At 70.4% G+C, this 25,439-nt stretch carries 21 protein-coding genes; 9 read left to right on the top strand and 12 right to left on the bottom strand.

Annotated elements, in window-relative coordinates:
* Positions 1-12: 12 nt before the first annotated feature.
* From ACXNSR_RS12215 to panB, 3 genes are all read right to left on the bottom strand, one after another.
* On the bottom strand, positions 13-864 hold the full coding sequence (locus ACXNSR_RS12215; protein WP_458642091.1) for an ABC transporter permease: 852 nt from the start codon (positions 862-864) through the stop codon (positions 13-15).
* A complete protein-coding gene (locus ACXNSR_RS12210) occupies positions 861-1,874 on the bottom strand; it encodes an ATP-binding cassette domain-containing protein (protein ID WP_458642090.1) in 1,014 nt (337 codons plus the stop codon). Before ACXNSR_RS12210 ends, ACXNSR_RS12215 begins: the two co-directional genes overlap by 4 nt.
* Positions 1,875-1,993: 119 nt before the next feature.
* Positions 1,994-2,863 carry a 3-methyl-2-oxobutanoate hydroxymethyltransferase gene (gene panB / locus ACXNSR_RS12205; RefSeq protein WP_458642089.1) on the bottom strand — a complete coding sequence of 290 codons (870 nt, stop codon included), beginning with the start codon at positions 2,861-2,863 and terminating at the stop codon, positions 1,994-1,996.
* Between the two features lie 288 nt (positions 2,864-3,151).
* Between panB and ACXNSR_RS12200 the strand changes: the two genes are divergently transcribed.
* Complete coding sequence (locus ACXNSR_RS12200) at positions 3,152-4,180, top strand: endonuclease/exonuclease/phosphatase family protein (RefSeq protein WP_458642088.1); 1,029 nt, start codon at positions 3,152-3,154, stop codon at positions 4,178-4,180.
* Between the two features lie 71 nt (positions 4,181-4,251).
* Here the strand turns inward: ACXNSR_RS12200 and ACXNSR_RS12195 are convergent, their stop codons facing one another.
* The 4 genes from ACXNSR_RS12195 to ACXNSR_RS12180 all read right to left on the bottom strand — a co-directional run bounded on the left by ACXNSR_RS12195 (position 4,252) and on the right by ACXNSR_RS12180 (position 9,669).
* Positions 4,252-6,006, bottom strand: a complete 1,755-nt coding sequence (locus ACXNSR_RS12195; RefSeq protein ID WP_458642087.1) for an NAD+ synthase — start codon at positions 6,004-6,006, stop codon at positions 4,252-4,254.
* A gap of 93 nt (positions 6,007-6,099) precedes the next feature.
* Positions 6,100-7,359, bottom strand: a complete 1,260-nt coding sequence (locus ACXNSR_RS12190) for a DUF4190 domain-containing protein (RefSeq protein WP_458642086.1) — start codon at positions 7,357-7,359, stop codon at positions 6,100-6,102.
* 117 nt (positions 7,360-7,476) lie between these two features.
* Positions 7,477-9,114: a multicopper oxidase family protein gene (locus ACXNSR_RS12185; RefSeq protein WP_458642085.1), complete on the bottom strand. Its 1,638-nt coding sequence runs from the start codon at positions 9,112-9,114 to the stop codon at positions 7,477-7,479.
* Positions 9,115-9,207: 93 nt separating this feature from the next.
* On the bottom strand, positions 9,208-9,669 hold the full coding sequence (locus tag ACXNSR_RS12180) for a hypothetical protein (RefSeq protein ID WP_458642084.1): 462 nt from the start codon (positions 9,667-9,669) through the stop codon (positions 9,208-9,210).
* Between the two features lie 72 nt (positions 9,670-9,741).
* On the opposite strand from ACXNSR_RS12180, the gene ACXNSR_RS12175 reads away from it, so the two are divergent.
* Both ACXNSR_RS12175 and ACXNSR_RS12170 read left to right on the top strand, forming a co-directional pair.
* Entirely contained in the window at positions 9,742-10,443 is a 702-nt protein-coding gene (locus tag ACXNSR_RS12175) for a DUF998 domain-containing protein (protein ID WP_458642083.1), read from the top strand.
* 56 nt (positions 10,444-10,499) lie between these two features.
* Positions 10,500-11,378 (top strand): alpha/beta fold hydrolase, encoded by an 879-nt coding sequence (locus ACXNSR_RS12170; RefSeq protein WP_458643281.1) that lies wholly within the window; start codon positions 10,500-10,502, stop codon positions 11,376-11,378.
* Here ACXNSR_RS12170 and ACXNSR_RS12165 read toward each other — a convergent pair.
* The 4 genes from ACXNSR_RS12165 to ACXNSR_RS12150 form a co-directional block, all read right to left on the bottom strand.
* Positions 11,363-11,782 (bottom strand): CBS domain-containing protein, encoded by a 420-nt coding sequence (locus ACXNSR_RS12165; protein ID WP_458642082.1) that lies wholly within the window; start codon positions 11,780-11,782, stop codon positions 11,363-11,365. The two genes, ACXNSR_RS12170 and ACXNSR_RS12165, sit on opposite strands and share 16 nt — an antisense overlap.
* Positions 11,783-11,977: 195 nt before the next feature.
* Complete coding sequence (locus ACXNSR_RS12160; RefSeq protein WP_458642081.1) at positions 11,978-12,688, bottom strand: DUF305 domain-containing protein; 711 nt, start codon at positions 12,686-12,688, stop codon at positions 11,978-11,980.
* Positions 12,685-13,386, bottom strand: a complete 702-nt coding sequence (locus ACXNSR_RS12155; RefSeq protein ID WP_458642080.1) for a DUF3105 domain-containing protein — start codon at positions 13,384-13,386, stop codon at positions 12,685-12,687. Before ACXNSR_RS12155 ends, ACXNSR_RS12160 begins: the two co-directional genes overlap by 4 nt.
* A gap of 58 nt (positions 13,387-13,444) precedes the next feature.
* Positions 13,445-13,837: a hypothetical protein gene (locus ACXNSR_RS12150; protein WP_458642079.1), complete on the bottom strand. Its 393-nt coding sequence runs from the start codon at positions 13,835-13,837 to the stop codon at positions 13,445-13,447.
* Between the two features lie 172 nt (positions 13,838-14,009).
* Here ACXNSR_RS12150 and ACXNSR_RS12145 point away from each other — a divergent pair, with 172 nt between their 5' ends.
* From ACXNSR_RS12145 to ACXNSR_RS12120, 6 genes are all read left to right on the top strand, one after another.
* Positions 14,010-15,371 (top strand): glutamine synthetase family protein, encoded by a 1,362-nt coding sequence (locus ACXNSR_RS12145; RefSeq protein ID WP_030772013.1) that lies wholly within the window; start codon positions 14,010-14,012, stop codon positions 15,369-15,371.
* A gap of 347 nt (positions 15,372-15,718) precedes the next feature.
* Positions 15,719-20,257: a CHAT domain-containing protein gene (locus ACXNSR_RS12140; protein WP_458642078.1), complete on the top strand. Its 4,539-nt coding sequence runs from the start codon at positions 15,719-15,721 to the stop codon at positions 20,255-20,257.
* Entirely contained in the window at positions 20,254-20,628 is a 375-nt protein-coding gene (locus ACXNSR_RS12135) for a hypothetical protein (protein ID WP_458642077.1), read from the top strand. The genes ACXNSR_RS12140 and ACXNSR_RS12135 overlap by 4 nt, the downstream gene beginning before the upstream one ends.
* Positions 20,629-21,197: 569 nt before the next feature.
* Positions 21,198-22,214 carry a hypothetical protein gene (locus ACXNSR_RS12130; RefSeq protein ID WP_458642076.1) on the top strand — a complete coding sequence of 339 codons (1,017 nt, stop codon included), beginning with the start codon at positions 21,198-21,200 and terminating at the stop codon, positions 22,212-22,214.
* A gap of 41 nt (positions 22,215-22,255) precedes the next feature.
* Positions 22,256-22,714 carry a DUF4231 domain-containing protein gene (locus ACXNSR_RS12125; protein ID WP_458642075.1) on the top strand — a complete coding sequence of 153 codons (459 nt, stop codon included), beginning with the start codon at positions 22,256-22,258 and terminating at the stop codon, positions 22,712-22,714.
* Positions 22,715-22,865: 151 nt separating this feature from the next.
* Entirely contained in the window at positions 22,866-23,321 is a 456-nt protein-coding gene (locus ACXNSR_RS12120) for a hypothetical protein (RefSeq protein WP_458642074.1), read from the top strand.
* 14 nt (positions 23,322-23,335) lie between these two features.
* Here ACXNSR_RS12120 and ACXNSR_RS12115 read toward each other — a convergent pair whose 3' ends face one another.
* A complete protein-coding gene (locus ACXNSR_RS12115) occupies positions 23,336-25,402 on the bottom strand; it encodes a PIG-L family deacetylase (RefSeq protein WP_458642073.1) in 2,067 nt (688 codons plus the stop codon).
* Between the last annotated feature and the right edge of the window lie 37 nt (positions 25,403-25,439).

The raw sequence follows: 25,439 nt of genomic DNA, 5'->3' as shown, positions 1-25,439 counted from the left end.
TCGGTCCGCGGGTCAGGTCTTCTGGCGGAACTTCCGGACCGCGAGCGGCATGGTGACCGCGGTGATGGCCAGCGACCAGACCAGGGTCATCCACACCGAGTCGCCGACCGGAGCGCCGTTGATCAGGGCGCGGGCCGCGTCCGCCAGGTTCGACAGCGGGTTGTAGTCCGTGAAGGACTGCAGCCAGCCCGGCATCGTGGTCGGCGGGGCGAAGATCGAGCTGCCGAACTGCAGCGGCATCAGGACCATCATGGCCATGCCCTGGACGGCCTGGGCGGTCTGCATGGTGAGGCCGAGCAGGACGAAGATCCACATCAGCGAGGCGCCGAAGACCGCCGACAGCCCGATGGCGAGGAACAGGCCCAGGACCGAACCCTTGATCGACAGGCCGAGCAGGAAGCCGACCGCCAGCAGGATCGCGATGGCGACCATCATCCGGCCGAGCTCGACGACGATCTTGGCGATCAGCACCGAGGAGCGGGCGATGGGCATGGACCGGAACCGGTCCATCACGCCCTTCTTGAAGTCGTCGTTGACGCCGGTGCCGACGCCCATGGCGATGTTCATGCCCATCATGGCCATGAGGCCCGGGACCACGTAGTTGACGTACTCCGCCTGGTTGCCCTTGCCGGAGATCGCGCCGCCGAAGACGAACACGAACAGCAGCGTGAAGATGATCGGCATGAACACGACGTCGAACATCGACTCCGGGTCCTGCTTGATCTGAAGGGCGTTGCGGCGCACCAGGGCGCCGATGTGCCGCAGGTTGCCCCGCAGGCCGATCCTTCCCTCACCGTGCGCGGCGGCCACCGGGGCCGGGCCGGGCGCGGCGGGAGCGGGCTTCGTCGTGGTTACGGTGCTCATGCCGCGACCTCCTCGGTCTTCTCGGTGGGGACGGAGTCCTCGACGGAGAGGGGCTTCTGGCCGGTGATGGCCAGGAACACCTCGTCGAGGCTGGGCAGGTAGGTGCCGAGGTCGGCGATCGCGTACCCGCGGGCGGCCAGCAGGCCGACCACGGCGGTCAGCTGCTCGTCGCTCAGGATCGGGACGAGGAGCACGCCCTCGTCCGGCACGGCCTGGGAGCCGGCGACACCGTCCAGTCCGGCCTCGGCCAGCGCGCGGGCCATGCCCGGCAGGTCCGCGGAGGCCACGGGGCGGATCTTCAGGGTGCGGCCGCCGACACGGGCCTTCAGCTCGTCGACCTTGCCCTTGGCGATGACCTTGCCGCTGTCGATGACCGTCAGCTCGCTGGCGAGCTGCTCGGCCTCCTCCATGTACTGGGTGGTGAGCAGCACGGTGGCGCCTTCCGCGACCAGGCGCTGGACCTCGTCCCACACCTCGTTGCGGGTGCGCGGGTCGAGGCCGGTGGTCGGCTCGTCCAGGTAGATCACGGCCGGGTTGCCGATGAGCGAGGCGGCCAGGTCGAGCCGGCGGCGCATACCGCCGGAGTACTGCATGGCGGCCTTCTTGGCCGCCTCGGTCAGGGAGAACCGCTCCAGCATCTCGTCCGCGCGGCGGCGGGCGTCCTTGCGGGAGAGGTCGAGCAGCCGCCCGATCATGTAGAGGTTCTCCCAGCCGGAGAGCTTCTCGTCGACCGAGGCGTACTGGCCGGTGAGTCCGATGGTGCGGCGCAGCTGCCGCGGCTGGCGGACCACGTCGAAGCCGGCGACGGTCGCGGTGCCGGCGTCCGGGACGATCAGGGTGGAGAGGCAGCGGACCAGCGTGGTCTTGCCGGCGCCGTTGGGGCCCAGGACCCCGAGGACCGTGCCCTCCCGGACATCCAGGTCGACACCGTCGAGGGCCTTGGTCTCGCCGTAGTGCTTGACCAGCCCCCGTACCTCCACGGCGTTGGGCTTGTTGTCGTTTCGCGTCATGTCCCCATGGGACCAGCCGCCACTGACAAAGCACCGACAGCCGACCGACAAACGTACGACAGGCATACGACAGCCCGCCGACACGCGGTCGGCGGGCTGTCGGTCCGGCGCTCATTTCATCAGTGGAAGGCGTGCTCCGCCTGCGGGAACGATCCGCCGACCACGTCCTCGGCGAAGGCCTTCGCCGCGTCGGTCATGGTCTCGCGCAGCTTCGCGTACTGCTTGACGAACTTCGGCATCTTCCCGCCGGTCAGGCCCATCATGTCGGTCCACACCAGCACCTGCGCGTCGCACTCCGCGCCCGCGCCGATGCCGACCGTCGGGATGTGCAGGGACCGGGTGACCTCGGCGGCCAGTTCGGCCGGGACGAGCTCCAGAACCACCGCGAACGCGCCCGCGTCCTGCGCCGCCTTCGCGTCGCGCAGCAGCTGGTGCGCGGCCTCGTCGCCGCGGCCCTGGACCCGGTAGCCCATGGCGTTGACGGACTGCGGGGTCAGACCCAGGTGGGACATGACGGGGATGCCGGACTGCACGATCAGCTCGGTCTGGGCCAGCGAGCGCTCGCCGCCCTCCAGCTTCACCGCGCCGACCCCGGCCTCCTTGACGAGACGGGTGGCGCTGCGCAGGGCCTGCACCGCGCCTTCCTGGTACGAACCGAACGGCATGTCGCCGATGACCAGCGCACGGCTCGTGCCGCGTACGACGGCCGCCGAGAGCATGGTCATCTGGTCCATCGTCACCGGGACGGTGGAGTCGTAGCCGAGGTGGCAATTGCCCATGGAGTCGCCGACGAGGATGACCGGGATGCCGGCCTCGTCGAAGACGGACGCGGTCATCGCGTCGTAGGCGGTCAGCATGGGCCACTTCTCGCCGCGTTCCTTGGCCAGTGTCAGGTCGCGGACGGTGATGCGCCGGGTGCCCGTGCCTCCGTAGAGGGTGGCGGAGGCCGCGGATGCGGGTTCGCGGGCAGGCGAAACGGCAGGCGTCATTGCAACTGCTCCTTGTGTCATCTCGAGGCGCCCTTACGACGTCCCCGGACTCACCCCCCATGGTGGCATCCGCGCGGGCAAAGGCGGAAGTGGCCCGCGGTGCGAGCCTGGCCACGGGATCCAATGTGCGCGTTTCGTGACAAGCGGAACCCTCTGCGCACGGCCGTTCGTCCTCCCGGACGTACGACCGTGACCGACGGTCGTGACGTACGGCACGGAAGGCTCCGGTTCATCGCCTAGGGTCAAGGGGCGGGGACGGAGCGCGAGCACGGCAGTGAGGGCAGTGGTATGGCACAGGCGTACATGACGGAGTCGGGGAACGGCGGCTCGGAGTCCGAGCCCTCCGGGACCCGCCTCCGGCGCCGGCTGACCGTACTGCGCAAGGACCCGGGGATCTGGCGGCGGGGCCTGGTCCTCGCCGGGATCGCCGTACTGATCTCGCTCGTCATGATCTTCCACGCGGAGCTGCCCAACGACGTGGGCAACCTCGGCAGCCTCACCGAGACCTTCCTGCCCTGGCTGGGCCTGGCCGTCCCGCTCCTGCTGGCCGGAGCCGTCTACCGCAGGTCCGCCACCGCGCTCCTCGCGATACTGCTCACGGCCGCGGTCTGGGCGAACCTCTTCGGCGGCCTCGTCAGCGACAAGTCCGGCGCCGGCGGCAACCTGGTGGTGGCCACCCACAACGTCGACGCCGACAACCCCGACCCGCGCGGCACCGCCGAATCGGTGGCCCGCTCCGGGGCCGACGTCCTGGCCCTGACCGAGCTCAAGGGCAGCGCCGTCCCCGTCTACGAGAAGGCCCTCGGGGCCGTGTACAAGTACCACTCCGTCGAGGGCACCGTCGGCCTGTGGAGCAAGTACCCGCTCGCCGCGAGCGCGCCCGTCGATATCCGGATGGGCTGGACCCGGGCCATGCGCGCCACCGTCGCCACCCCCCAGGGGGAGGTCGCCGCCTTCGTCGCCCACCTGCCCTCCGTCCGGGTCAAGCTGAACGCCGGTTTCACCGCCAACCAGCGCGACGACAGCGCCGGCGCGCTGGGCGCCGCGCTCGCCGCCGAACCCCTGAAGCGGGTCATCCTGCTCGGCGACCTCAACGGAACCATGAACGACCGCGCCCTGTCCGAGGTCACCTCGCAGATGCGCTCCACCCAGGGCGCGGCGGGCGACGGCTTCGGCTTCAGCTGGCCGGCGGAGTTCCCGATGGCCCGGATCGACCAGATCATGGTCCGCGGGATCAAGCCGGAGGCCTCCTGGACCCTGCCCCGCACCGGCAGCGACCACCTTCCCGTCGCGGCCCGGGTCACCGTGAAGCCCTGACGGCCGCGGTCCCGCGCGAAGGCCCCGGCCGCTCCCCTCGGGGAGCGGCCGGGGCCTTCGCACGACCGCCGCTACGCCCGCTCGCGCCAGCCGTTCGTGATGGGCAGCCGGCGGTCCTTGCCGAAGCCCTTCGCGGAGATCTTCGTGCCCGGCGGGTACTGGCGGCGCTTGTACTCCGCCGTGTCCACCATCCGCAGGGTCCGCGCCACCAGCTCCGGGTCGAAGCCGGCCGCCACGATCGCGTCCAGGCCCTGGTCGCGGTCCACGTACATGGCCAGCACCGCGTCGAGCACCGGGTAGTCCGGCAGCGAGTCCGTGTCCACCTGGCCGGGCCGCAGCTCGGCGCTCGGCGGCTTCGTGATCGAGTTCTCCGGGATCGGCGGGACCTCACCGCGCTCGGCCGCGGCCCGGTTGCGGTACTCCGCGAGCCGGAACACGTCCGACTTGTAGACGTCCTTGATCGGGCCGTACGCGCCCACCGAATCGCCGTACAGGGTGGAGTAGCCGACGGCCAGCTCCGACTTGTTGCCCGGGGCCAGCACGATGTGGCCCTCCTGGTTGGACAGCGCCATCAGCATGGTGCCGCGCAGCCGGGACTGCAGGTTCTCCTCGGCCAGGCCGGTCAGGCCCAGCGAGCTCATGTAGGCGTCGAACATCGGCTCGATGGGGACGGTCCGGAAGTTCAGCCCGGTGCGCTCGGCCAGGTCGGCCGCGTCGCTGCGGGAGTGGTCCGAGGAGTACTTCGAGGGCATCGAGACGCCGTACACGTTCTGCGCGCCGATCGCGTCGCAGGCGATGGCGGCGACGAGCGCGGAGTCGATGCCGCCGGAGAGCCCGATCAGGACGGAGCGGAACCCGTTCTTCCTGACGTAGGCGCGCAGCCCCACGACCAGCGCGTCGTAGACCTCCTCGTCGTCGTCGAGCCGGTCGGCGTACCCGCCGGTGACGACCGGCTCGTACGGCTCCACGGGCTCCTCGGAGAGGATCACGCGCTCGATGCGCAGCCCGTCGTCCACCACGCCCTCGGGCGCGTCGGCGCGGGCGGCCGGCAGGTCCAGGTCGACCAGGACGCAGCCCTCGGAGAACTGCGGGGCGCGGGCGATGACCTGCCCGTCGGCGTCGACGACGATCGAGTCCCCGTCGAAGACCAGCTCGTCCTGGCCGCCGATCATGGCCAGGTAGGCGAGGGTGCAGCCGGCCTCCTGGGCCCGCTTCTGGACCAGTTCGAGGCGCAGGTCGTCCTTGTTGCGCTCGTACGGGGACGCGTTCACGGAGATCAGCAGCCCGGCCCCGGCGGAGCGGGTGGCCGGGACCCGGCCGCCCTCCTGCCAGAGGTCCTCGCAGATGGCCAGGGCCACGTCGACCCCGCCCACCCGGATCACCGGCTGCGTGTCACCCGGCACGAAGTACCGGAACTCGTCGAACACGCCGTAGTTGGGGAGGTGGTGCTTGGCGAAGCGCAGGACGACCTGCCCGCGGTGCAGCACGGCGGCCGCGTTCTCGGGGGAGCCGGCCGGGCGGCCCAGGCGGGGCACGGCCCGCTCGGTGCGGTCGAGGTAGCCGACGACGACCGGCAGCTCGCCGAGGCCCTCGGCAGCCAGTCGCTGCGCCAGTTCGCGCAGCGCGGTGCGGGAGGCCTCCACGAAGGAACCGCGCAGGGCGAGGTCCTCGACGGGGTACCCGGTCAGCATCATCTCCGGGAACGCCACCAGGTGGGCGCCCTGCTCGGCGGAGTGCCGGGTCCAGTGGACGACCGAGTCGGCGTTGGCGGCGATGTCGCCGACGTGCGAGTCGATCTGATTCAGAGCGAGTCGAAGTTGAGGCACGGGGCCCAGTGTAATCGTCTTTCTGACGCGATGTCCTGGGCCCCGCCTGCCTTGCGCCTGCTTTCCGCCTGTTTCCCGTGTGGTGACGTACCGTCAGCCGATCGGGCCGGCGTACTTCACGTCGTCGAGCCTGGTCCCGGCGGAGATGTCCGCGGTGATGCTCTTGGTGCCCTCGGGGACCTCGAAGGCCACGATCCCGCTGGCGGTCTCGCCCGGCAGGATCGAGCCCCGGATCATCTTCGGCACGCTGCCGGAGTCGTAGGCCATCTCGGCGGCCATGCCCTGTTCGTCACGGACGTTGGGCACGGCGTAGATCACCTCGTGCGGCGCGGTCGAGCCGTTGGTGATGGTGATGGTGAGCTGGATCGCGTTCTTGATCCGCTCGCGGGAGTACTTGTTCTTCGCCTCGTACTTCGTCGGCACCGAGAGGCTCACCTTGACGCCGTTCGGGTAGGTGAAGGTCTCGCCGAACGGCAGCGCGCTGGTCAGGCCGGGGACCTGGGCGGGCGAAGGGGACTTGGAGGGCCGGGGCTCGCCGCCGGGGTAGTCCTCGTCCGGCCCCCAGTCCTCGTCGATCTGCCGGTCGATGCGGCTGTCGGCCCGGTCGACGACCAGGACGGTCAGGAAGAACCCGCCGACCGAGGTGAGCAGGCCGAGTATGCCGAGCACGGTGCCGACGACGGCCATCGACTTCTTCGGAGCGCCCTTGTTGGCGCGGACGGTGCCGCCGATGCCGAGGCCCACGCCGACGGCGGCGAGCAGGGTGCCGGCCCAGAAGAAGAACGGGATGACGCCGAAGAAGATGCCGAAGCCACCGGTGATGACGGCGGCGACCGCCAGGCCGTTGCTGTTCGGGGTGGCCTGCGGGTACCCGGGGTATCCGGGGTAGCCCGGGTACGCGGCTCCGGCTCCGGGGGAGCCGGGGGGCGGTGCGCCCCACGCGTGGCCGGGGGCACCGGGCGCACCGGGCGCACCGGGGGCGCCGAAGCCCGCGGCCGCAGGGGTGGACGCGGGCGCCGTCGGCGGGGCGAACGGCGACGGCGCGGGTGCCGGCTCCGGGGCGGGTGCCGGCTCCGGGGTGGCCGCGACGGGAGCCCGGGGAGTCCGGGCCGCCTCCGGGGCCTCGGGGGTCGCCGGGGTCGCCTCGGGAGCCTCGGGAGCCTCGGGAGCCTCGGGAGCCTCGGAGGCCTCAGCGGCCTCAGCGGCCTCGGGCGTCGCCGGGGCGGCCGGGGTCTTCTCCAGCGAGAGCGGCTGCGCGGGCGCGGGTATGGAGTCCGTCTCGGGGGTGGGAGTGCCCGCCGGCTCGGTCGGCGGACCGACGGGAGTGCTGGGCGGGTTCGGCGGGGTGCTCATACCGGTGGAGGCGTCCTTTTGTCGCGACAGTCGTGATCACCGCAAGGGTGCCATGCCCGCGCCCGGGGCCCATCCGAATTCCCGCCCGGCCCGGGGGCCGGGCGGGAAGGCCGTGACCTACAGCTGGTAGCCGAGCACCGTCATCATCCCGGACTCCGAGTGGTAGACGTTGTGGCAGTGCGTCATCCACAGTCCGGGGTTGTCCGCGTCGAAGTCCACCGTCAGCCTGCGCCCCGGCAGGAGGATCGCGGTGTCCTTGCGCGCCCCGCCCTCCTGTCCGCCCAGCGCGAAGGTGTGCCCGTGCAGGTGGACCGGGTGCCACATGGGCGTCGCGTTGGCGAACTCCAGCCGGACCCGCTCGCCCGCCTTCACCGGGTGCCGCTGGTCGGGCGTGTACGGCTTGCCGTCGAAGGCCCAGTTGTAGTTGGTCATGTTGCCGGTGAGCCGCAGCTGCACCGTACGGTCCGGGTCGCGCGGGGCCAGCGCGACCGATTCGGCGGCCCTGAGCACGTCCGCCATCAGCGGCGGCGCGTCCAGTTCCGCCGGCCGGGTCGCGGCCGTGGGCGCCGTCCCCGACCCGGTGCGCAGCACCGCGAGCGCCGAGCCCTCCTTGCCCTCGGCCAGTGCGGTGAGGGGGAACACCCCGTCCTTGGCGGTGACCAGGACGTCGTACCGCTCGCCCATGCCCAGCAGCAGCGAGCCCGTCCTCGTCTGCTCCACCGGGTAGCCGTCGGTGTGGGTGACCGTCAGTTCGTGGTCGCCGAGGGCGATCCGGAAGGCGGTGTCGCCGCCGGCGTTGATGATCCGCAGCCGGATCCGGTCGCCCGGTTCGGCGGTGAGGACCGAAGGGTCGTCCGCCACCCGCCCGTTGATCAGGTAGTAGGCGTAGACGACGTCGCCCGCGTCCCCGCCGAGGTAGTCGCTGTGGCCGCCCATGGCGACGTAGGAGCGCTTGCCGGTGCCCTTGGGGGACCGGGAGGCGGAGGGCGAGTGGGAGGCGCTGCGGCCGGGGGCCGCGTGGGCTCCGCCGTTGCCGTTCATGCCCTTGCGGAGCTCGGCGAGGACGGCGTCCGGAGTGGCTCCGTCCACCCCGTCGATCCAGTCGTCCAGGACCACCACCCACTCCTTGTCGTAGGAGAGGGGTTCCTTGGGGTCCTCGATGATCAGCGCGCCGTACAGGCCGCGGTCCTGCTGGACCCCGGTGTGCGGGTGGAACCAGTACGTGCCCGGGTTCGGGACGGCGAACCGGTACGGGAAGGAGCCGCCCGGGGCGATGTCGCGCTGGGTCAGCCCCGGGACCCCGTCCATGTCGTTGCGCAGGGTGAGGCCGTGCCAGTGCAGGGAAGTGGCCTCGGGGAGGTTGTTGGCCAGCGTGAGGGCGAGCGTGCCGCCCGCGGTGGCCCGGACCTCCTGGCCCGGCGCCTTGTCCCCGTACGCCCAGGAGCGGACGGTGATGCCGGCGCCGAGGTCGAGCGGGGTGGCGGTGGCGGTCACCTTGACCTCTGTGAGGGGGCCGGTGGCCTTGCGGGCGGCTTCGGCGGCCTGCACCTCGGGCCCGGCCGGGTCTACGTACCCCTCGGGCACGTCCGCGGCGGAGCCGCCGTGGTTCATCGAGCCGTGGCCGGTGCCGGCGGTGCCGGCGGACCCGGAGGAACCGGAAGAGTCGGCGGAACCGGTGCAGGCGGCGAGCAGTCCGGAGCCGAGGACGGCCGCGGACGCGCCGAGCACGGTGCGACGGGTGGGAAGAGAGCGCATGGGAGCACCTCATGGGTGTGGTGTTGCGGATGCATGGGCACGGTGCGGCGCCGCCCCGGGCACGCGCGGGCATGCGGGGGCGGCGGCGTCGGCCTATACCCGCAGGACCGCCAGCCGGGTGAGGAGCTCGCGGGGCGAGGGCGGGTCCGGACCACCGCCGGACCGGACCGGTATGCGGGCCGCGCCCCCGAGCGGCGCGGTGCGTCGGGATCCGGTCCGGCCGGTGCCGATGAGCAGCACGAAGAGCCCCGCGAGCACGGCGAGGCAGACCGACGTGGGGTCCATCTCGGTCGCGGGCGCCGCGAACCCCCACCAGGGGACCGTGGGGGAGGGCGCGTCGGCGGCCGCCGGGGCCGAGGTGTGGCGCGCACCACCGTGTCCGGCCGGGGCGGGCGGCCCCGCCGAGGCAACGGAGTGGGCCGCGGACACGTCTTGCACGGTGTGGGACTCAGTCGGATGGCCCAGGGTGTGCATGGTGACGATGCCCAGCAGCAGTAGCGCGGCGAGCAGCAGCAACCGGGCCCCCGGGGCGGCTCGCTGAGCACTGCGCGTCATGACGGGAACCCTACCGGGGGAGGGTATCCGATCGTAGGACCGACCCCGAGTCTGCTTAGGATTAGTCACACTATGTCCACACATGGACTCTCGCCGCGGACCGCCTGGCCGGTCGCCACCCTGATCGGTCTCGCCGCGGCCGCCTATACGGCGTGGGTGCTCGAAGTCGTCCTCTCCACGGGCCTCAACCCCATCGAGACGTACGTCAGCGAACTCGCCGCCCAGGACCAGCCGCTCGGCGGCCTCTTCCGGGCCACCGACTTCACCGCCGGGCTGCTGGCCTTCTCCGGAGGGCTCCTGGCGCTCGTCCGGCTGCTGAAGTACGCGGAGTCCCGCCGCGCCTGGGCGGTCATCGGCTGGGCCGGGGTCACCCTCTTCGGCGCGGCCACCGCCGCCGACGCCTGGCTGCCGCTGAGCTGCCAGCCCACCGTGGACCCCGAATGCGCCGCCCGGGAGACCGCCGGACTGGTCCCCGCGACCCACCAGGCCCACGCCGTCAGCAGCAGCCTCGCCATGACCGGGGCCCTCGTCGGCCTCGTGGCCCTCACGGTCGCCGCCCGCCGCTACGGCTGGTTCGCCCCGCTCGCCCGCTACGGCCCCGCGCTCGTCGCCCTCGAACTGCTCGCCACCGTCTGGACCCTGTCCGCGATCGCCCTGTTCACGGCCGGGCGCGGGACCTGGGCCCTGGGCGCCGGCCAGCGGCTCCAGGTGCTCCTCGTCGCGCTCTGGCTGGGCCTGCTCGCCCATTCCGTCCACAAGGAGGGCCGTACGTGAGCGTCGGCGTCAGCGTCACCGGCCGGTTCGTCCGCGTCGAAGGGGTCGAGGGGGGCGTGGGGACCAGCGGGGTCGGCCGGGTCGACGGGGTGCCGTTGCACGTCGTCGTCGAAGGCCGGGGACCCGTGTGCGTCCTCAGCGCCGGGCTCGCCATGGCCTGGTTCGACTGGGACCCGGTCGTCGCACCGCTCGTCGCCGCTGGCCGCACCGTCGTCCGCTTCGACCGCCCCGGACACGGCCTCAGCGGCCCCGCCACCCGGCCGCCCACCACCGCCGGGGAGGCCCACCGCATCGCAGGGCTGCTGGACGCACTGGGGCTCGGTACCCGTACCGCCGGCCCCGTCACCGTCGTCGGACACTCCATCGCCGGCTTCCACGCCGAGGCCTTCGCCCGCCTGTACCCCGAGCGCACCGCCGGGCTCGTCCTGGTCGACGGCAGCGTCGAGGAGACCCCGCACACCGTCCTGCCCGCCGCACTGCGCACCGGGGCGGCCCGGCTCCTCGGCCGGGCCGTGACCGCCGCCGGACTGCCGGCCGCGCTGGGACCGCTGGCCCGGCGGGCCACCGTACGGGCCTCCCGCACCGGCGGCTCCGACCCGGCCGCCCGGGACCTCGTACGCCGCTGCTACCGCACCGGCCGGGTCTGGCGCGGCGCCCTGCTGGAGAACTCCCGCTACCTGGACATGGCCGCCGAGCTGCAGGCCCTGCGCCAGGCGCACCCGCTGGCCGCCCCCACCACCGTCCTGGCCGGCCACGACGGCTCGGCCGGGTGCGCCGCGCTGCGCTGGCTGTCCCGGCAGGCGGACCTCGCCGACCTGCTCGGCGCCCGCTTCGAGGTCGCCGAACCCGCCGGCCACCTGGTCATGCTGGACCGCCCGGGCGAGGTGGCCCGGGCGGTCCTGGCAACGGCGGGGCAGGGTCAGACCCGCGCGTAGACCTTCTCCACGAAGGTGGCCATCTGGTCGTCGGAGAGGTGCTGGGCGAGGTCGGCCTCGCTGATCATGCCCACCAGCTTCTTGTTCCGGATCACGGGGAGTCGGCGGATCTGGTGGCTCTGCATCTCCTCCAGCACGTCGCCGACGTCCGCGCCCGCGTCGATCCAGCGCGGGGTGCCCTGGGCCAGGTCACCGCAGGTGACCTTCGCCGGGTCGTGGCCCCTGGCCACACAGTTCACGACGATGTCGCGGTCGGTGATGATGCCGCACAGCCGCTCCTCGGCGTCGCTGATCGGCAGGGCGCCCACATTGAGCCGGGCCATCAGCTGGGCGGCCCGGTCGAGGGTCTCGGTGGCGGGAATCCACTGGGCCCCGGGGTGCATGATGTCTGCGGCAGTGGTCATCGCTGAACCTCCTGAGCACGCCGTTCGACACCGGGCGCGGACGCGTCCGGTGCGGCGGCCCCCACGGGCCGGTACGGGTACGGGCCGGTACGGGTACGTACGGGTTCTCTGCCGGTTCTCTGCCGGCCCCCTGCGGCGAAGCACACGCCCGTACGGGTGAGAGGGCGCCTCTCACCACCGTACGGGCGTGTCCCCTCACCCGCGCGGCGCGGCTCCGCGCTTGCGCAGCATGTCCTCCATCAGGGTGAGCTCCGAGCGCTGCGCGTCGACCATGCCCTGCGCCAGGGCCCGCTCGACCGGGGTCCCGCACTGCTGCGCGCAGCCCTCGGCCATCGCCACGCCGCCCTTGTGGTGGTCGGTCATCAGCTGGAGGAAGAGCACCTCCGCGTCCCGGCCCGAGGCGGCCCCCAGCCGGTCCAGCTCCTCCTTGGTGGCCATGCCCGGCATCAGCGCGCCGGGCTTCGCGGCGTCGTGCCCCGCGTGGCCGCCGTGACCGCCCGAGGCCCCCATCCAGGACATCGGCGGCCGGCCGGCCACCACCTTAGGCAGCCCCCACAGGTCCAGCCAGCCGAGCAGCATGCCCCGCTGGTTGGCCTGGGTGTTGGCGATGTCGTAGGCGAGGGTGCGCACCGGCTCGTCCTGGGTGCGGTCACGGACGATGAAGGACATCTCGACCGCCTGCTGGTGGTGCACCGCCATGTCCCGGGCGAAGCCCGCGTCCGGCGAGTCGTCCCCCGGAGTGCGGGGCGCCGCCGGACCGGCCGGCACACCGGAACCGGCGGAACCTCCGCCGTTCGCGGCGGCCACCGTGGCGGCCGCCGCGAACAGCAGGGCCAGCAGGACGGCCGTGCCCGCGACCCAGTACGTACGGGGGACGGGGCGATCGGCGCCGGCCGGGCGGCTCACTTGCCGGCCAGCCCGCTCGTGCAGGCCGCGCCCGGCTCCGGGGTCTGCTCGCCCTGCACGTACTTCGTGAAGAACTTCGACACCCGCGGGTCGTCCGCGCTCTCCACGGTCAGCTGCTTGCCCCACGCGCTGAGCATGATCGCGCCGGTCTGCTCCTTGACCGGGCTCATCAGCGTGTACGGGGTGCTGCCGACGGTCGCGGCGAGCTTGTCCACGTCGGCCTTGGGGGCCTTCTCGTTGTACGTCACCCAGACCGCGCCGTGCTCCAGCGAGTGCACGGCGTTCACCTCCGGCACCGCGTTCTTGTAGACGTCACCGTTGCAGTTCATCCAGCGGGGGTGGTGGTCACCGCCGACCGGCGGGTTCATCTCGTACTTCACCGGGGTCTCGACGTGGTTGCGGCCCAGCTTCTTCGCGTCCCAGAGCTGCTCGCCCTCGACCGGCTGCTTGCGGATCTCCTCGGCCTCCTTGCGGATCTTCTCCGCGGCCGCCTCCTTGCGCTGCTCGGCCTGCTTCTGGTCGATCAGCACCCAGGCGCCGAAGCCGACGAGGCCGACGACGACGGCCGACGCGGCCGTGATCGCGATGGCCTTGTTGCGCCGCTCCCGGATCTGGTCGGCGCGGCGCATCTCGGCTATGCGCGCCTGACGGGAGTTCGGGTCGGTGTTCTGGTTGGTCCTGCCGGACTTGCTGGCCATGTGCCCTGGTTTCCTTCTGCTGAGGGGGGTGGATGAACGCGAAACCGAACCGGACCACTCAGGTCCGCAGCACCTGGAGGGCATACAGGTCGGGGGCGCGCGGCGGAGCCCCGTACAGCCGGATCCGCGCCGCCCCGGCGGCGATCGCGGCGGGCGCCGGAGCACCCATGGGACCGGTCACGGCGGGCGGCGGCACGGGCAGCACACCCGGCGTGACGCGCGTGAGCGGCGAGCAGCCGGGCAGGTCGTACGGGGACACGCAGACGACGTGCGCCGCTTCCCCCGCATGTGCCTGATGCACCCGCGCACCCGGCGACGGGGCGTGCGACTCGCCCGAGCGCGCGCACAGCAGCACCGCGCCGGCCAGCACCCCGAAGACGATCAGCAGGACGGCACGCCGAAGCCCGGGACGTCCGCGACGCCCCGGCTGCGTGTGCTGCCGGCCCCCCATGGGCGCAGATGGTAATGCTCATGACGGCTCCCAGGTCAGTGCGGGGGTGCCGCGAGCTTTCCCGGGTGCGTAATGTGGCGGAAACCACGACTGGCCATACTGGGCGCGCCCGACTGTGCCCCGACGGTCGAGGCGGTGGTGCACAGGCCGTCTGAACTGCGAGGATGAAGGCATGGACAAGCAGCAGGAATTCGTCCTCCGGACGCTTGAGGAGCGCGACATCCGCTTCGTGCGCCTGTGGTTCACCGACGTACTGGGCTTCCTCAAGTCCGTCGCGGTCGCGCCGGCGGAGCTGGAGCAGGCCTTCGACGAGGGCATCGGTTTCGACGGCTCCGCGATCGAGGGCTTCGCGCGGGTCTACGAGTCCGACATGATCGCCAAGCCGGACCCGAGCACGTTCCAGATACTGCCGTGGCGCGCGGAGGCCCCGGGGACCGCCCGGATGTTCTGCGACATCCTGATGCCGGACGGCTCGCCGTCCTTCGCGGACCCGCGCTACGTCCTCAAGCGCATCCTGGCCAAGACCTCCGACCTGGGCTTCACCTTCTACACCCACCCGGAGATCGAGTTCTTCCTGCTGAAGGACAAGCCGCTGGACGGCACCCGCCCGGTCCCGGCCGACAACTCCGGGTACTTCGACCACACCCCGCAGAACGTGGGCATGGACTTCCGCCGCCAGGCGATCACCATGCTCGAATCCATGGGCATCTCGGTGGAGTTCAGCCACCACGAGGGCGCCCCCGGCCAGCAGGAGATCGACCTCCGCTACGCCGACGCGCTCTCCACGGCCGACAACATCATGACCTTCCGCCTGGTCATGAAGCAGGTCGCCCTCGAACAGGGCGTCCAGGCCACCTTCATGCCGAAGCCGTTCTCGGAGTACCCCGGCTCGGGCATGCACACCCACCTCTCCCTCTTCGAGGGCGACCGCAACGCCTTCTACGAGTCGGGCGCCGAGTACCAGCTGTCCAAGGTCGGCCGCTCCTTCATCGCGGGCCTGCTGCGGCACGCCGCCGAGACGGCAGCGGTCACCAACCAGTGGGTCAACTCCTACAAGCGCATCTGGGGCGGCTCCTCCCGCAGCGCCGGCGCGGGCGGCGAGGCCCCCTCGTACATCTGCTGGGGCCACAACAACCGCTCGGCCCTGATCCGCGTCCCGATGTACAAGCCGGGCAAGACGGGCTCCTCGCGCGTCGAGGTCCGCTCGATCGACTCGGGCGCCAACCCGTACCTCACCTACGCGGTTCTCCTCGCGGCCGGCCTCAAGGGCATCGAGGAGGGCTACGAACTCCCGGCGGGCGCCGACGACGACGTCTGGGCCCTCTCCGACGCCGAACGCCGCGCGATGGGCATCGAACCCCTCCCGCAGAACCTCGGCGAGGCCATCTCCCTGATGGAACGCAGCGAACTGGTCGCCGAAACCCTCGGCGAGCACGTCTTCGACTTCTTCCTGCGCAACAAGAAGCAGGAGTGGGAGGAATACCGCTCGGAGGTCACGGCCTTCGAACTCCGCAAGAACCTCCCGGTCCTGTAAGGGCAGGTCAGGCCCCTGCGGGCCACGCACAACACTCCGGGCCGGTGGTCATCGACCACCGGCCCGGAGCCGTCTTGCGAACCTTGGGCGTCTGTGGGCCGTTGGACGCGGAACCCGAGGCCTTGAGGCCCCGTCCACGATGAGCAGCAAGGCGCCGAGGGCGTAGGCGTCAGCTTCTTTCGTCAACTCAGTCCGTCTCGTGGCGAGAACGCTGTCCGCGATCTCCGGCGCGCCCCGTAGTGGACGAGGCAACCGCGGGACGAATCCGATCGAATGGATGAGTCTTCATTCGGGCCCTGAAGTAGCGGTCAGTGACGTTAAGATGACATATGGCTACTGGGCTGGTTGTGGACGCCACCGGGTTTGAGCTGGTCGTTGATGGTCGGCGGGTCGGTCCCCGTCGGGTGTTGCAGACCTCTGATGTTGAGCTGCTCACTGCCGTTGCCGGCCAGTATGTGGATGCCGTGCGTAACGGCTCCCAGGACCAGGCGTTGCTCGCGGTGGGACGCGAGTTGTATCGGTGGCTCGATGGTGACCTCGGTCAGTTGACGCGTCTACTCGATGAGGCGTCGGCGCCGCTGGTGTTTGAGGTGCGAGCACCGGCGAGACCGTCCGCGGCGGTTTGGGCGTTGCTGCGGGCTCCGTATGAGCTGCTGGCCGCTCCTGGGGGCGGATTCCTTGCCGAGGGACCGAGGTTGTTCGCTGTGGCGCGTCGGCTCGGTCAGCCGAGTCCGGCGCAGGCTCTGGACGGGTACCGGCTCGGGGTGGCGTTCATGGCTTCGGCACCGCGGGGTCAGAACGAGCTGGACTTCGAGGCCGAGGAGATGGCCATCCTCAACGCCGTCGGGGAGACGAGTCTTGATCTGGTTGTTGAGGACTCCGGCAATCCCGAGCATCTTGGCCTGCGTCTGTCCGAGCTCGGCGGGATGCCGGTGGTTCATCTGTCATGTCACGGGCTGCACAACTGGCGCCCGGAGCCCGACGAACCCGCCACTCCCGTCCTACTGATGGAAGATGATCTCGGGGACGGGCGTCCGACGAGCGCGGACGCGCTGGTGGGCCTGTTGACTCCTCGGCCGCGGCTAGCGTTCGTGTCGGCTTGCCTGACCGCCACCGGTGCCGACGTGACCGGGCACGTTCCCGCAGGCGCCGGCCACCGTAGCGGTCAGATGGCCGAGCCCGGCGTGCCGGTGGCGCACTCGATGGCCACCGGTCTGGTGGCCGCCGGGATTCCCGCGGTCATCGGCTGGGACGGCTCGGTCAGCGACCAGGCAGCCACTCGTTTCGCCGAACGCCTGTACCGGCAGCTCAGCCGTCGTGTCGAGGTGGCCGAGGCCGTCGCCGAGGCCCGCCGCCACCTGCTGGCCTGTTCCGATGAGCGCCAGCGTGCCGAATGGCACCTGGCGCGGTTGTGGCTGGGGCCGGCCGGTGGCGGTCCGCTGGTCGGGGGAATCCTTAAACGCCAGATGGTGCTCCCGCACCATGTGACCAAGACGTTCCTGGACCGCAAACACCAGCTGCCGGTCGCGGCTACGGAAATGTTCGTCGGCCGTCGCCCGGAGATGCAGCGCACGCTGCGGGCCCTGCGCGGTGGGCAGAAGGCCGGGGTCCTGCTCCACGGGCAGGGCCGGTTGGGCAAGTCGAGCCTGGCCGCCCGGATCGCCGACCGTCACCCCAACCGGGCTGTCGCGGTCGTGTTCGGCGACTACACCCCGACGGCGATCCTCGACGCCATCGCCGACGCCGTCACCACCAACCCCGAGGCCCGCAGCCTCATCGAAGCAAGGCGCGCCGAGGTCCGCGAGCAGCCAGATCTCCTCAAACCGCTCCTGATCGATCTGCTGGCCGGACCGTGCTCCCAGGAACTCGACAACGTCCGCAAACCCCTGCTGCTGATCATCGACGATCTCGAACAGATCCTGACCGCCAACCTCGAAGGTCCGCACCGGCTCGACCCCGACCACGCCACCGTGCTCGCCGACGTGCTCTCCGCGTTCGACCCGGCCACCACCGACAGCCGGATTCTGGTCACCAGCCGCTACACATTCACTCTCGACGGGCTGGACGTACGACTGGAACCGGTCCAGTTGCAGCCCCTGTCACCGGCGGCCCAGCGCAAGCTCCAACGCCGTCAGCAAGACCTTGCCCCGACCGGGTACCGGACCCAACGCGCCGACCTGGCCCAGCGAGCCCTGGAGGTCAGTTGCGGCAACCCCGGGCTGCAGGACCTCATCGGGCTGCGCCTGGTCTACAGCAGCGAGGTCGACCAGGTCCGCGCCGAGGCTGCCGTCGCCGGCATGGAGGCCTATCTTCAGCAGGGTGACCTGCCGGCCGACAATGCCGACATCGGCGCGTTCCTGGAAAACCTGGCTCTCGACGCCCTCCTCGACCAGGCCGGGCCCGCCCACCGCGACCTGTTGCGGGCCTGCACCCTGTTCACCGTACCGGTCCCGCACCCCGTCATCGACACCCTCGCCGCCGCCGTCGGCGGATCGGCGTCCCGCCTGTGCGGCCTCGGGCTCCTCGACGCCTTTCCCGACCAGCACCGCCCCGAATATCCGGCCCTGGCCGTCAACGCCCTTGTGTCCGGACGCCTGACCCCCCTCACCCCCGAAGAGCGGACCACCCTCGCTACCCTGGCCGCTGAACCGCTGTACACCCAGTGGGGCGGTGCCACACCCCGCCCCAGCCGCGGCAGGGACCTGGACCTGCAGCTGACCCAACTGGCCCTGGCCGCCGACAACCCGACCATCACCGCCGACTGCGCGACCGCGGCCGTGTACGCCCTGCGGCAAGGCCCGGCTTCCACCGCCGCCGAACTCGGCCACCAAGCGATCACCCTCCTAGACCGCCAACACCACGAAGTTCCCATCACCCTGCTCCGGGCGGTCGCCGCTGCGGTGGTCACCGGCGGCGACGGCGACCACGCCGACACCCTGCTCCACCGTGCCGTCCAGCAGACCCGGACCAGCGACCGGCAGACCGACCCGGTCGACCACGCCGCAGTCCTCTACGACCACGCCGACCGCCTGATCACCCGTGGCGAGATCGACCAGGCCGAAGACCTGCTCCACCAGGCCCGCCAACTGCTCACCGACACCGGTAACACCCGCGAGGCCGCAGTCACCTGGGGAAAGATCGCCGACATCTTCGAGCGTCGGGGCGAGGTCGACGAGGCGTTGCGGATCCACCGCGAGATCACCTTGCCGGTGTTCGAGCGGACCGGAGACATCCGCGCGGTCGCGGTCGCCTGGGGAAGGATCGCCGACATCATCGAGCGTCGGGGCGAGGTCGACGAGGCATTGCGGATTCACCGCGAGATCGAACTACCGGTGTACGAGCGGATCGGCGCCACCCGCGAGGCCGCAGTTACCTGGGGAAAGATCGCCGACATCATCGAGCGTCGGGGCGAGGTCGACGAGGCATTGCGGATCCACCGCGAGATCGAACTACCGGTGTACGAGAGGCTCGGTGACACCAGCTCGGTCGCGGTCGCCTGGGGAAAGATCGCCGACACCATCGAGCGTCGGGGCGAGGTCGACGAGGCGTTGCGGATCCACCTCAAGGTCGCCTTGCCGGCGTTTGAGGGGATCGGTGCCACCCGCGAGGTCGCGGTCACCTGGGGAAAGATCGCCGACATCATCGAGCAGCGGGGCGAGGTCGACGAGGCGTTGCGGATTCTTCGTGAGGTCGCCCTGCCGGCGTTCGAGCGGATCGGTGACACCAGCTCGATCGCGGTCACCTGGGGAAAGATCGCCGACATCATCGAGCGTCGGGGCGAGGTCGACGAGGCGTTGCGGATCCACCGCGAGATCGAACTACCGGCGTTCGAGCGGCTCGGTGACACCAGCTCGGTCGCGGTCACCTGGGGAAAGATCGCCGACATCTTCGAGCGTCGGGGCGAGGTCGACGAGGCGTTGCGGATCCACCGCGAGATCGAACTACCGGTGTACGAGCGGTTCGGTGACACCCGATCGGCCGCAGACACTTGGGGAAGGATCGCTGGCATCTTCGAGCGTCGGGGCGAGGTCGACGAGGCGTTGCGGATCCGCCGCGAGATCACCCTGCCAGCGTACGAGGGGATCGGTGACACCCGCTCGGCCGCAGCCACTTGGGGAAGGATTGCCGAAATCGTCCAGCAGCGGGGCGAGGTCGACGAGGCGTTGCGGATCCACCGCGAGATCATCCTGCCGGCGTTCGAGCGGATCGACGACACCGGCTTGGCCGCGGTCGCCTGGGGAAAGATCGCCGATATCTCCGAGCGTCGGGGCGAGGTCGACGAGGCGTTGCGGATCCGCCGCGAGATCGAACTACCGGTGTACGAGCGGATCGGCGCCACCCGCTTCGTCGCAATCACCTGGACAAAGATCGCTGGCATCTTCGAGCGTCGGGGCGAGGTCGACGAGGCGTTGCGGATCCGCCGCGAGATCGAACTACCGGCCTACGAGGGGATCGGGGACACTCGCTCGGCCGCAGTCACTTGGGGAAGGATCGCCGACATCCTCCAGCGGCGAGGCGAGGTCGACGAGGCCCGCGAACTGCAGCTCAAGCGTTTGGAAGTCAACGAGCAGCTCGGCGACATGGACGGCATCGCGGAAGCCAACTGGGACCTTGCACAAATCGATCTGCGTCGCCAGGATCTCGAGGCGGCGGTGCCGAGGCTGGTCACCTCGTTTCAGCTCTTTGTGAAGCTTCAACAGCCGGATGGCATCGCGATCGGCGGGGCTATGTTGGGGCAACTCCTGCTGGCCTCAGGTGAACGCGGGCAGGCTCGACAGGTGTTCCAGGCAAGCCGAGCCGCTGCCGTCAAGATCGGTTTGGTGGACATTGTTGACGAGCTTGATGAGCTATTGAAGGTCACCGGCGACGGAAACGAGGAACTGTGATCATCGAGTTTGTTGGAGCGGACGTCGAAGCCGCCGGGAAGAGCATCGCCGCGTTGACGTCGAGCTGGGGCTACCAACCCAAACCATCTCCGACAGCGGAACCGGCGAACGATCCGGACACCAAGAGCGTCGATCCTGTCGCAGTGGCGTCCCTGGTCGTGTCCATTCCATCGGCCATGCTCGCGGTCGCGGACCTTGTCGACCGTATCCACAAACGGCGCCGCGCCGGCGAGCTCATCGAACGCGCCCAACAGCTCAGGGCGCAACAGGCGGCGGCGCGACTCGTGTGCGAAGACCGCTCCGTCGACCTTGCCACTCTCACTCCCGACCAGCTTCTGGACCTCATCGCCCGCGAATCTTCAGCAACCTAAAACCAGGGATCACGGCCCGGACCCGGTCCGCCCGGCCCGACGAACCCGGGGCCGCGAGTGTCCATGGGACCCCTGAAAGCTGGGCCGTCTGAGGGCGGCCCACAGTGACCAACAACCACCGAGGATGGCCACTCGGTCGCCGCAAGAACCTCCCGGTTCTGTAACCCAGCTCAGCGCCCCTGTGGGCCACGACACTCCGGGCCGGTGGTCGACGACCACCGGCCCCAAGTCGTCTTAGCCGCCTAGGTCGGCTTTGGGTTAGTGGGAAGTGCCCGTGGAGGTGGGCAGCGGGTTCGGCTCACGTAGCGTCCGCGACTATCACGACGAAACCGCGTCGGCCTAGTTCATGGCGGATCAGAACAGAGCGAGGCCGCCATGGACTCTCATGACTGGCTGACTCGCGGGTTCCGAACATGCGTGACCACCACACGGATGCGAGGCTGGTAAGTGGAGTCATTCTGGTTTGGGCACCCTGGGCTAACGACGAGACGGCTCGCATGGGCTCTCTCCTTCAAGCTGCATTAGAGCCGGAATCTGCACTGCTTCTTCTGGAGTGTTAGGAGGCGGCCGTGACTGACGACGCCCAAACCGGTGTAGATAGCACTACCGATGCGGTAGGCAGCTCCAACCAGCCGCTGATTTTTGTCAGCCATGATTCCAGGGATGCCAAGCTCGCTGAAGCTTTCAGTAAGCTTCTCTCCAACGTCTCTGCAGGTATGCTTAAATCTTTCCGGTCATCCGATAATAAGGGCCCGCAGGGGCTCGAATATGGCAGCGACTGGTATCCGGAGATCGTGAAGAGGATCACGGCTGCTTCCGATGTTGTATGTCTCCTCACGAATCGGAGTATAAATCGACCATGGATTCTCTATGAGGCAGGCCTGGCAAAGGGGAAGCTGAACGCGCCGGTTCACTGCCTAGCCCTAGGGGTGCCACTCAATAAGGCAAGCGCAGGGCCGTTTGCTCAGTTTCAAAACTGCGGAGATGATGTGGACTCGCTCACCAAATTGACGATTCAGCTGGTGAAGCGACTGCCAAGTGCGGCTCCCGAACGCGACATGGTGAGTGCGCAGGTGGAGGTCTTTGGGCGGCGTGTTAGGGAGATTCTTTCCTCCGTTGACGATGGCGCGGTACAGGAGGGTGAACTCGAAGATTCATCGAATGCGAGGATCTTCGAGGAGATTAAATTGATGTTCCAGGAGCTGCCGCTGCGGATGGAACAAAGTGTCATGCAGGTTGGATTGCATCCTCTGCATACCGAATTTCTTGACATATCTGTCCTGGGTGAGATCGTGGAACTAGTGGCCGGCGACCGTCACCGTCCCGGTGTGGCGTACCTGATTTTGGCCAGTCCATTTAGGGAAGTGATGCCATGGCTCTACGAGATTGCTGTAGAGATATATCGAGCCGAGGTGAGAGGTGATTTTGAGGCTGCCGCTAAGGGGCGGGCCGATTTCATGAGCGCCCTTAGGGTATCCAGTCGATTGCCGGTCGTCGGATTCAGTGACTTCCGAGAGTTTTCCTCTAGGCTTGCGCAAATTATCAGTCGATTTGATGAAATTGACCCGCGTAGCGAAGGAGAGTGAGTCCTCCCTCGTGGCGGACACTGGGACAGCTGGAGGGTCGAATGGGCGAATCGGAGTTCGATGATGTCGTCCCTTCGTACGCCATGTCGCTCGCGGACGAGAGCTACAACTGGTACCGCGGTGCCGCGATCGGGAACCGAAGGGCGTACAAGGCCACCGAGACGTTGGCCCTGCTGGTGGCCGCCGCGATCCCGGTGAGTGCGGCGATCTGGCCCCGCAGCGCCGTCGTGCCCGCAGTCCTGGGTGCGATCGTCGTGGTGATGACGGGGGCTCGGAGCATCTTCCACTCGCAGGAGAACTACCTGCGCTTCAGCCGGGCGCGAGAGGCGGTCGAGGCCGAGCGTCGGCTGTATCGGATCGGATCCGCGCCGTACGGCAACCGGGCCACCCGAGACGCGGTGCTCGTCGCCAACGTCACGGCCATCGAGCGTGAGGAGATGGCGGGCTGGATCGGCATCGCGTCTCAGCAGCCCAACATCATCAGGAAGGACCGCTACTAAGAGGACGTTTCAGTTCCGCCTAGCATGTGGATGCCGTTGGGTGGGACAGGTCGGGTGCGGGCGGGGGAAGAGCGTGAGCAAGGGCTGAGGTGTGGGGGCCGGCGTTGTGGGGGTTTTCGTGCTTGTGGGGGTGCTCGGCGTTGGTGGGGCCGTGCTTGCTTCGGGGGAGGGGGACGAGCTCGACGGCAGTTGGGTCCGGGAGCCCGGCGGGGCGGAGGTTGTGGCCCGGGTCGGGGGAGATCCGTCGCGGGGGACGGTCGAGGCGGAGCTCGCCGCCGCGGCTGCCGCCGCCGGGCTCACCCAGGGGGTCGCGCACGCCCCGGAGGAGGGGGAGCTCGCCGACTGCATTGCGGACTGGACGGGCGACGGTCCCGCCGACGGCGGTCGGCTGGCGGCTCTCGAAACCGCTCTGGAGGAACGCGGCTGGCAGGTCACGGCCCGCCAGCGCGGGCCGGCCGCGACGGTGGCGCTCAAGAGCGGATCCTGGCGCCTGCAGTTCACCAACGGCGGTCTCCTCGACACCCTTTCGCTGACGGCCACCCGCTCCGGCCGCACCTGCGAAGAGGCCTTCCGCCGCGCCGAGGCGACCCGTGGTCCGCTGGGGTAGCCGAAGCCACCGCGTCAGTGCACCGCGCGGTGCCAGGTGGGGCGGTTGGGGGTGGTGGGGGTCGTCGTCGTGTGGAGTTCGGCGTCGAGGCCCAGGACCGCCGTCGTGGTGGTGCCCGAGGGTTCGAGGACGGCCGACGGGGCGCCCGCGAAGAGCATGCCGGACTCGACCCAGGCCGGGGGGCCGCCGAGGCCCGTGGTGCTGATGGTGCCGCTGTCCGCGCGGCCCACCACCAGGCGGCCCGCCGCGCCGACCGCGCCGTAGCCCGCGCGGCCGCCCGCCTCCGTGACGCTGGAGACGTGGGGCCGGACGGAGGGGCCCGCCGTGACCAGGGCGGTGCGGACGACCCCCGAGTCCGGGCGGCGGAAGAAGAGGCGGACGCCCGCGCCGTCCGGGGCGGCCGAGAGGGGGACCGTGGTGGCGGGCAGGCCCGTCGGTGCGGGGCCGAGCAGCGGGGTGTCCGGGGTGCGCTGGGTCCAGGCCAGCACGGACGTCGTGGTGGTCGCGTACACGTGGCGCCGCCCGGCCGCGTCGATCGCCGTCACCGGGTCGCCCTGCAGGTCCTCGCCGCCCAGCCGCTCCCACGGGGAGAAGCCGCCGTCCGGCTGCTGGGTGCTCGCGCGCAGGGTGCGGCGCGAGTCGCGGAGGTAGACGGTGAGGAGGCCCCGCGCGTCGACGGACACCGCCGGTGCGCTGATCGCCGAGGTGCCCTCGTCGTCGGTGCGCTCCGGGGTGCCGAGCGACTGCCATGGCCCGAACGGGCCGTCGGGCACGGACTGGACGGCGTACACGACCTCGCGCCGGTACTCCGCAGGCGCGGATCCGAGGGTGGTGCGGGTGGCGAGGACGGCGACGCGGCCGCCGGGGAGGCGGGCGGCGGTGGCGCCCGGGTCGATGCCCGTCCCGGGGAGGAAGACCGGGCCGGCCCAGTCGCCCGCGGCGTTGCGGTTCCAGTACGCGGTCCGGCCGTCCAGCGTGGCGAAGGCCCACAGGCGGCCGGGCGTTCCCTCCGTCAGCCACGAGGTGTTGTCGGCGCGGGTGTAGCGCAGCGACTGGGCCCAGTTGCGCCCGGTCGGGTTGCCCGCGACCTTGCGGTCGCCGCAGCCCGACGGGCTGCCGCAGTAGTCCTGGCGGTCGTGCCAGGCGTAGGTCTTCAGGAAGCCGGTCTTGGTCTCGGCGGTCTGCGGGTCCAGCGCGTGCGGGAGGGTGCTGTTGTGGTAGCCGAGGTAGCTCTGGACCGTGAAGTGCGGGCGCCTGCTGACCTCGGCGGCGTAGGCGGCGGTGGCGGCCTGCACGAAGCGGGCCCCGTACATGTGGTCCTGGTGGTCGGTGTACCGGCCGTTCCCGTCCTCGCCGTACCGGTTCGGCGTCGGGTCCTGCATCCGTATCGTCGTCGGCCGGTAGCGGTCCAGGACTCCGGCTATCGCCTGGACCAGCTGGTCCTTCGTGTACGTGAACGGCTGCTTGACCGGGGTGCCGGAGGTGAGCTGGGTGTCCAGCGCGGGTATCCGGCCGTTCCACAGGCCGCGCAGGCTCTCGGGGGTGTCCCCGCCGGTGCTGCGGGCCTCCCGCAGCATCAGCCATACCAGGTTGACCTGCGGCTTCGCTATGAGGACGTCGACCTCGGCCTGCCCGCCCCCGGCGGTGGGTATGACCGTGCGCTTCCACGCGCTGGTGCGGTCCCCGGTGGCCATCTGCGCGTACGCGGAGCGGATGCCGTTCTGCCGGGCCTCCGCGTAGTGGGCGCGGTCGGCGGGCTGTTCGGGGTCGGAGGCGGCGCCGCCGTGGGCCTCGTTGCGGCCGTCGGACTCGCCGGAGGTGAGGTAGGCGGTGGTGACCTGGGTGCCGGCCAGCAGGGACCGGCTGAGGTCCGGGTTCATGAAGAACAGGTCGTCGTCGGGGTGGGCGACGACCTGGACGACCGAACCGGCGGTGACGCTCGCGGGCAGGGCCGCGGCCGGGTTCCTGTCCTGGGTGGCTTCGGCGGTGGTCTGCTGGCCGCCGGCCACGGAGAGCACGCCGGTGGCGCCGGCTGTCAGCACGGTGAGCAGGGCCGCGAAGCGGCGACGGGTCACGGGCATCGGGTCACGCCTCGGGCTCGTTCTGGTCGGGAGAAAG

The sequence above is a fragment of the Streptomyces sp. NC-S4 genome (genome assembly GCF_054353315.1).
This window is presented reverse-complemented; position numbering and strand designations above follow the sequence as displayed.

Bases quoted from the DNA above. Each gene is read 5' to 3' on its own strand.
- ACXNSR_RS12215 (WP_458642091.1), bottom strand. From the start codon at position 864: ATGAGCACCGTAACCACGACGAAGCCCGCTCCCGCCGCGCCCGGCCCG.
- ACXNSR_RS12210 (WP_458642090.1), bottom strand. From the start codon at position 1,874: ATGACGCGAAACGACAACAAGCCCAACGCCGTGGAGGTACGGGGGCTG.
- panB (WP_458642089.1), bottom strand. From the start codon at position 2,863: ATGACGCCTGCCGTTTCGCCTGCCCGCGAACCCGCATCCGCGGCCTCC.
- ACXNSR_RS12200 (WP_458642088.1), top strand. From the start codon at position 3,152: ATGGCACAGGCGTACATGACGGAGTCGGGGAACGGCGGCTCGGAGTCC.
- ACXNSR_RS12190 (WP_458642086.1), bottom strand. From the start codon at position 7,359: ATGAGCACCCCGCCGAACCCGCCCAGCACTCCCGTCGGTCCGCCGACC.
- ACXNSR_RS12185 (WP_458642085.1), bottom strand. From the start codon at position 9,114: ATGCGCTCTCTTCCCACCCGTCGCACCGTGCTCGGCGCGTCCGCGGCC.
- ACXNSR_RS12180 (WP_458642084.1), bottom strand. From the start codon at position 9,669: ATGACGCGCAGTGCTCAGCGAGCCGCCCCGGGGGCCCGGTTGCTGCTG.
- ACXNSR_RS12175 (WP_458642083.1), top strand. From the start codon at position 9,742: ATGTCCACACATGGACTCTCGCCGCGGACCGCCTGGCCGGTCGCCACC.
- ACXNSR_RS12165 (WP_458642082.1), bottom strand. From the start codon at position 11,782: ATGACCACTGCCGCAGACATCATGCACCCCGGGGCCCAGTGGATTCCC.
- ACXNSR_RS12155 (WP_458642080.1), bottom strand. From the start codon at position 13,386: ATGGCCAGCAAGTCCGGCAGGACCAACCAGAACACCGACCCGAACTCC.
- ACXNSR_RS12150 (WP_458642079.1), bottom strand. From the start codon at position 13,837: ATGGGGGGCCGGCAGCACACGCAGCCGGGGCGTCGCGGACGTCCCGGG.
- ACXNSR_RS12145 (WP_030772013.1), top strand. From the start codon at position 14,010: ATGGACAAGCAGCAGGAATTCGTCCTCCGGACGCTTGAGGAGCGCGAC.
- ACXNSR_RS12125 (WP_458642075.1), top strand. From the start codon at position 22,256: ATGGGCGAATCGGAGTTCGATGATGTCGTCCCTTCGTACGCCATGTCG.
- ACXNSR_RS12115 (WP_458642073.1), bottom strand. From the start codon at position 25,402: ATGCCCGTGACCCGTCGCCGCTTCGCGGCCCTGCTCACCGTGCTGACA.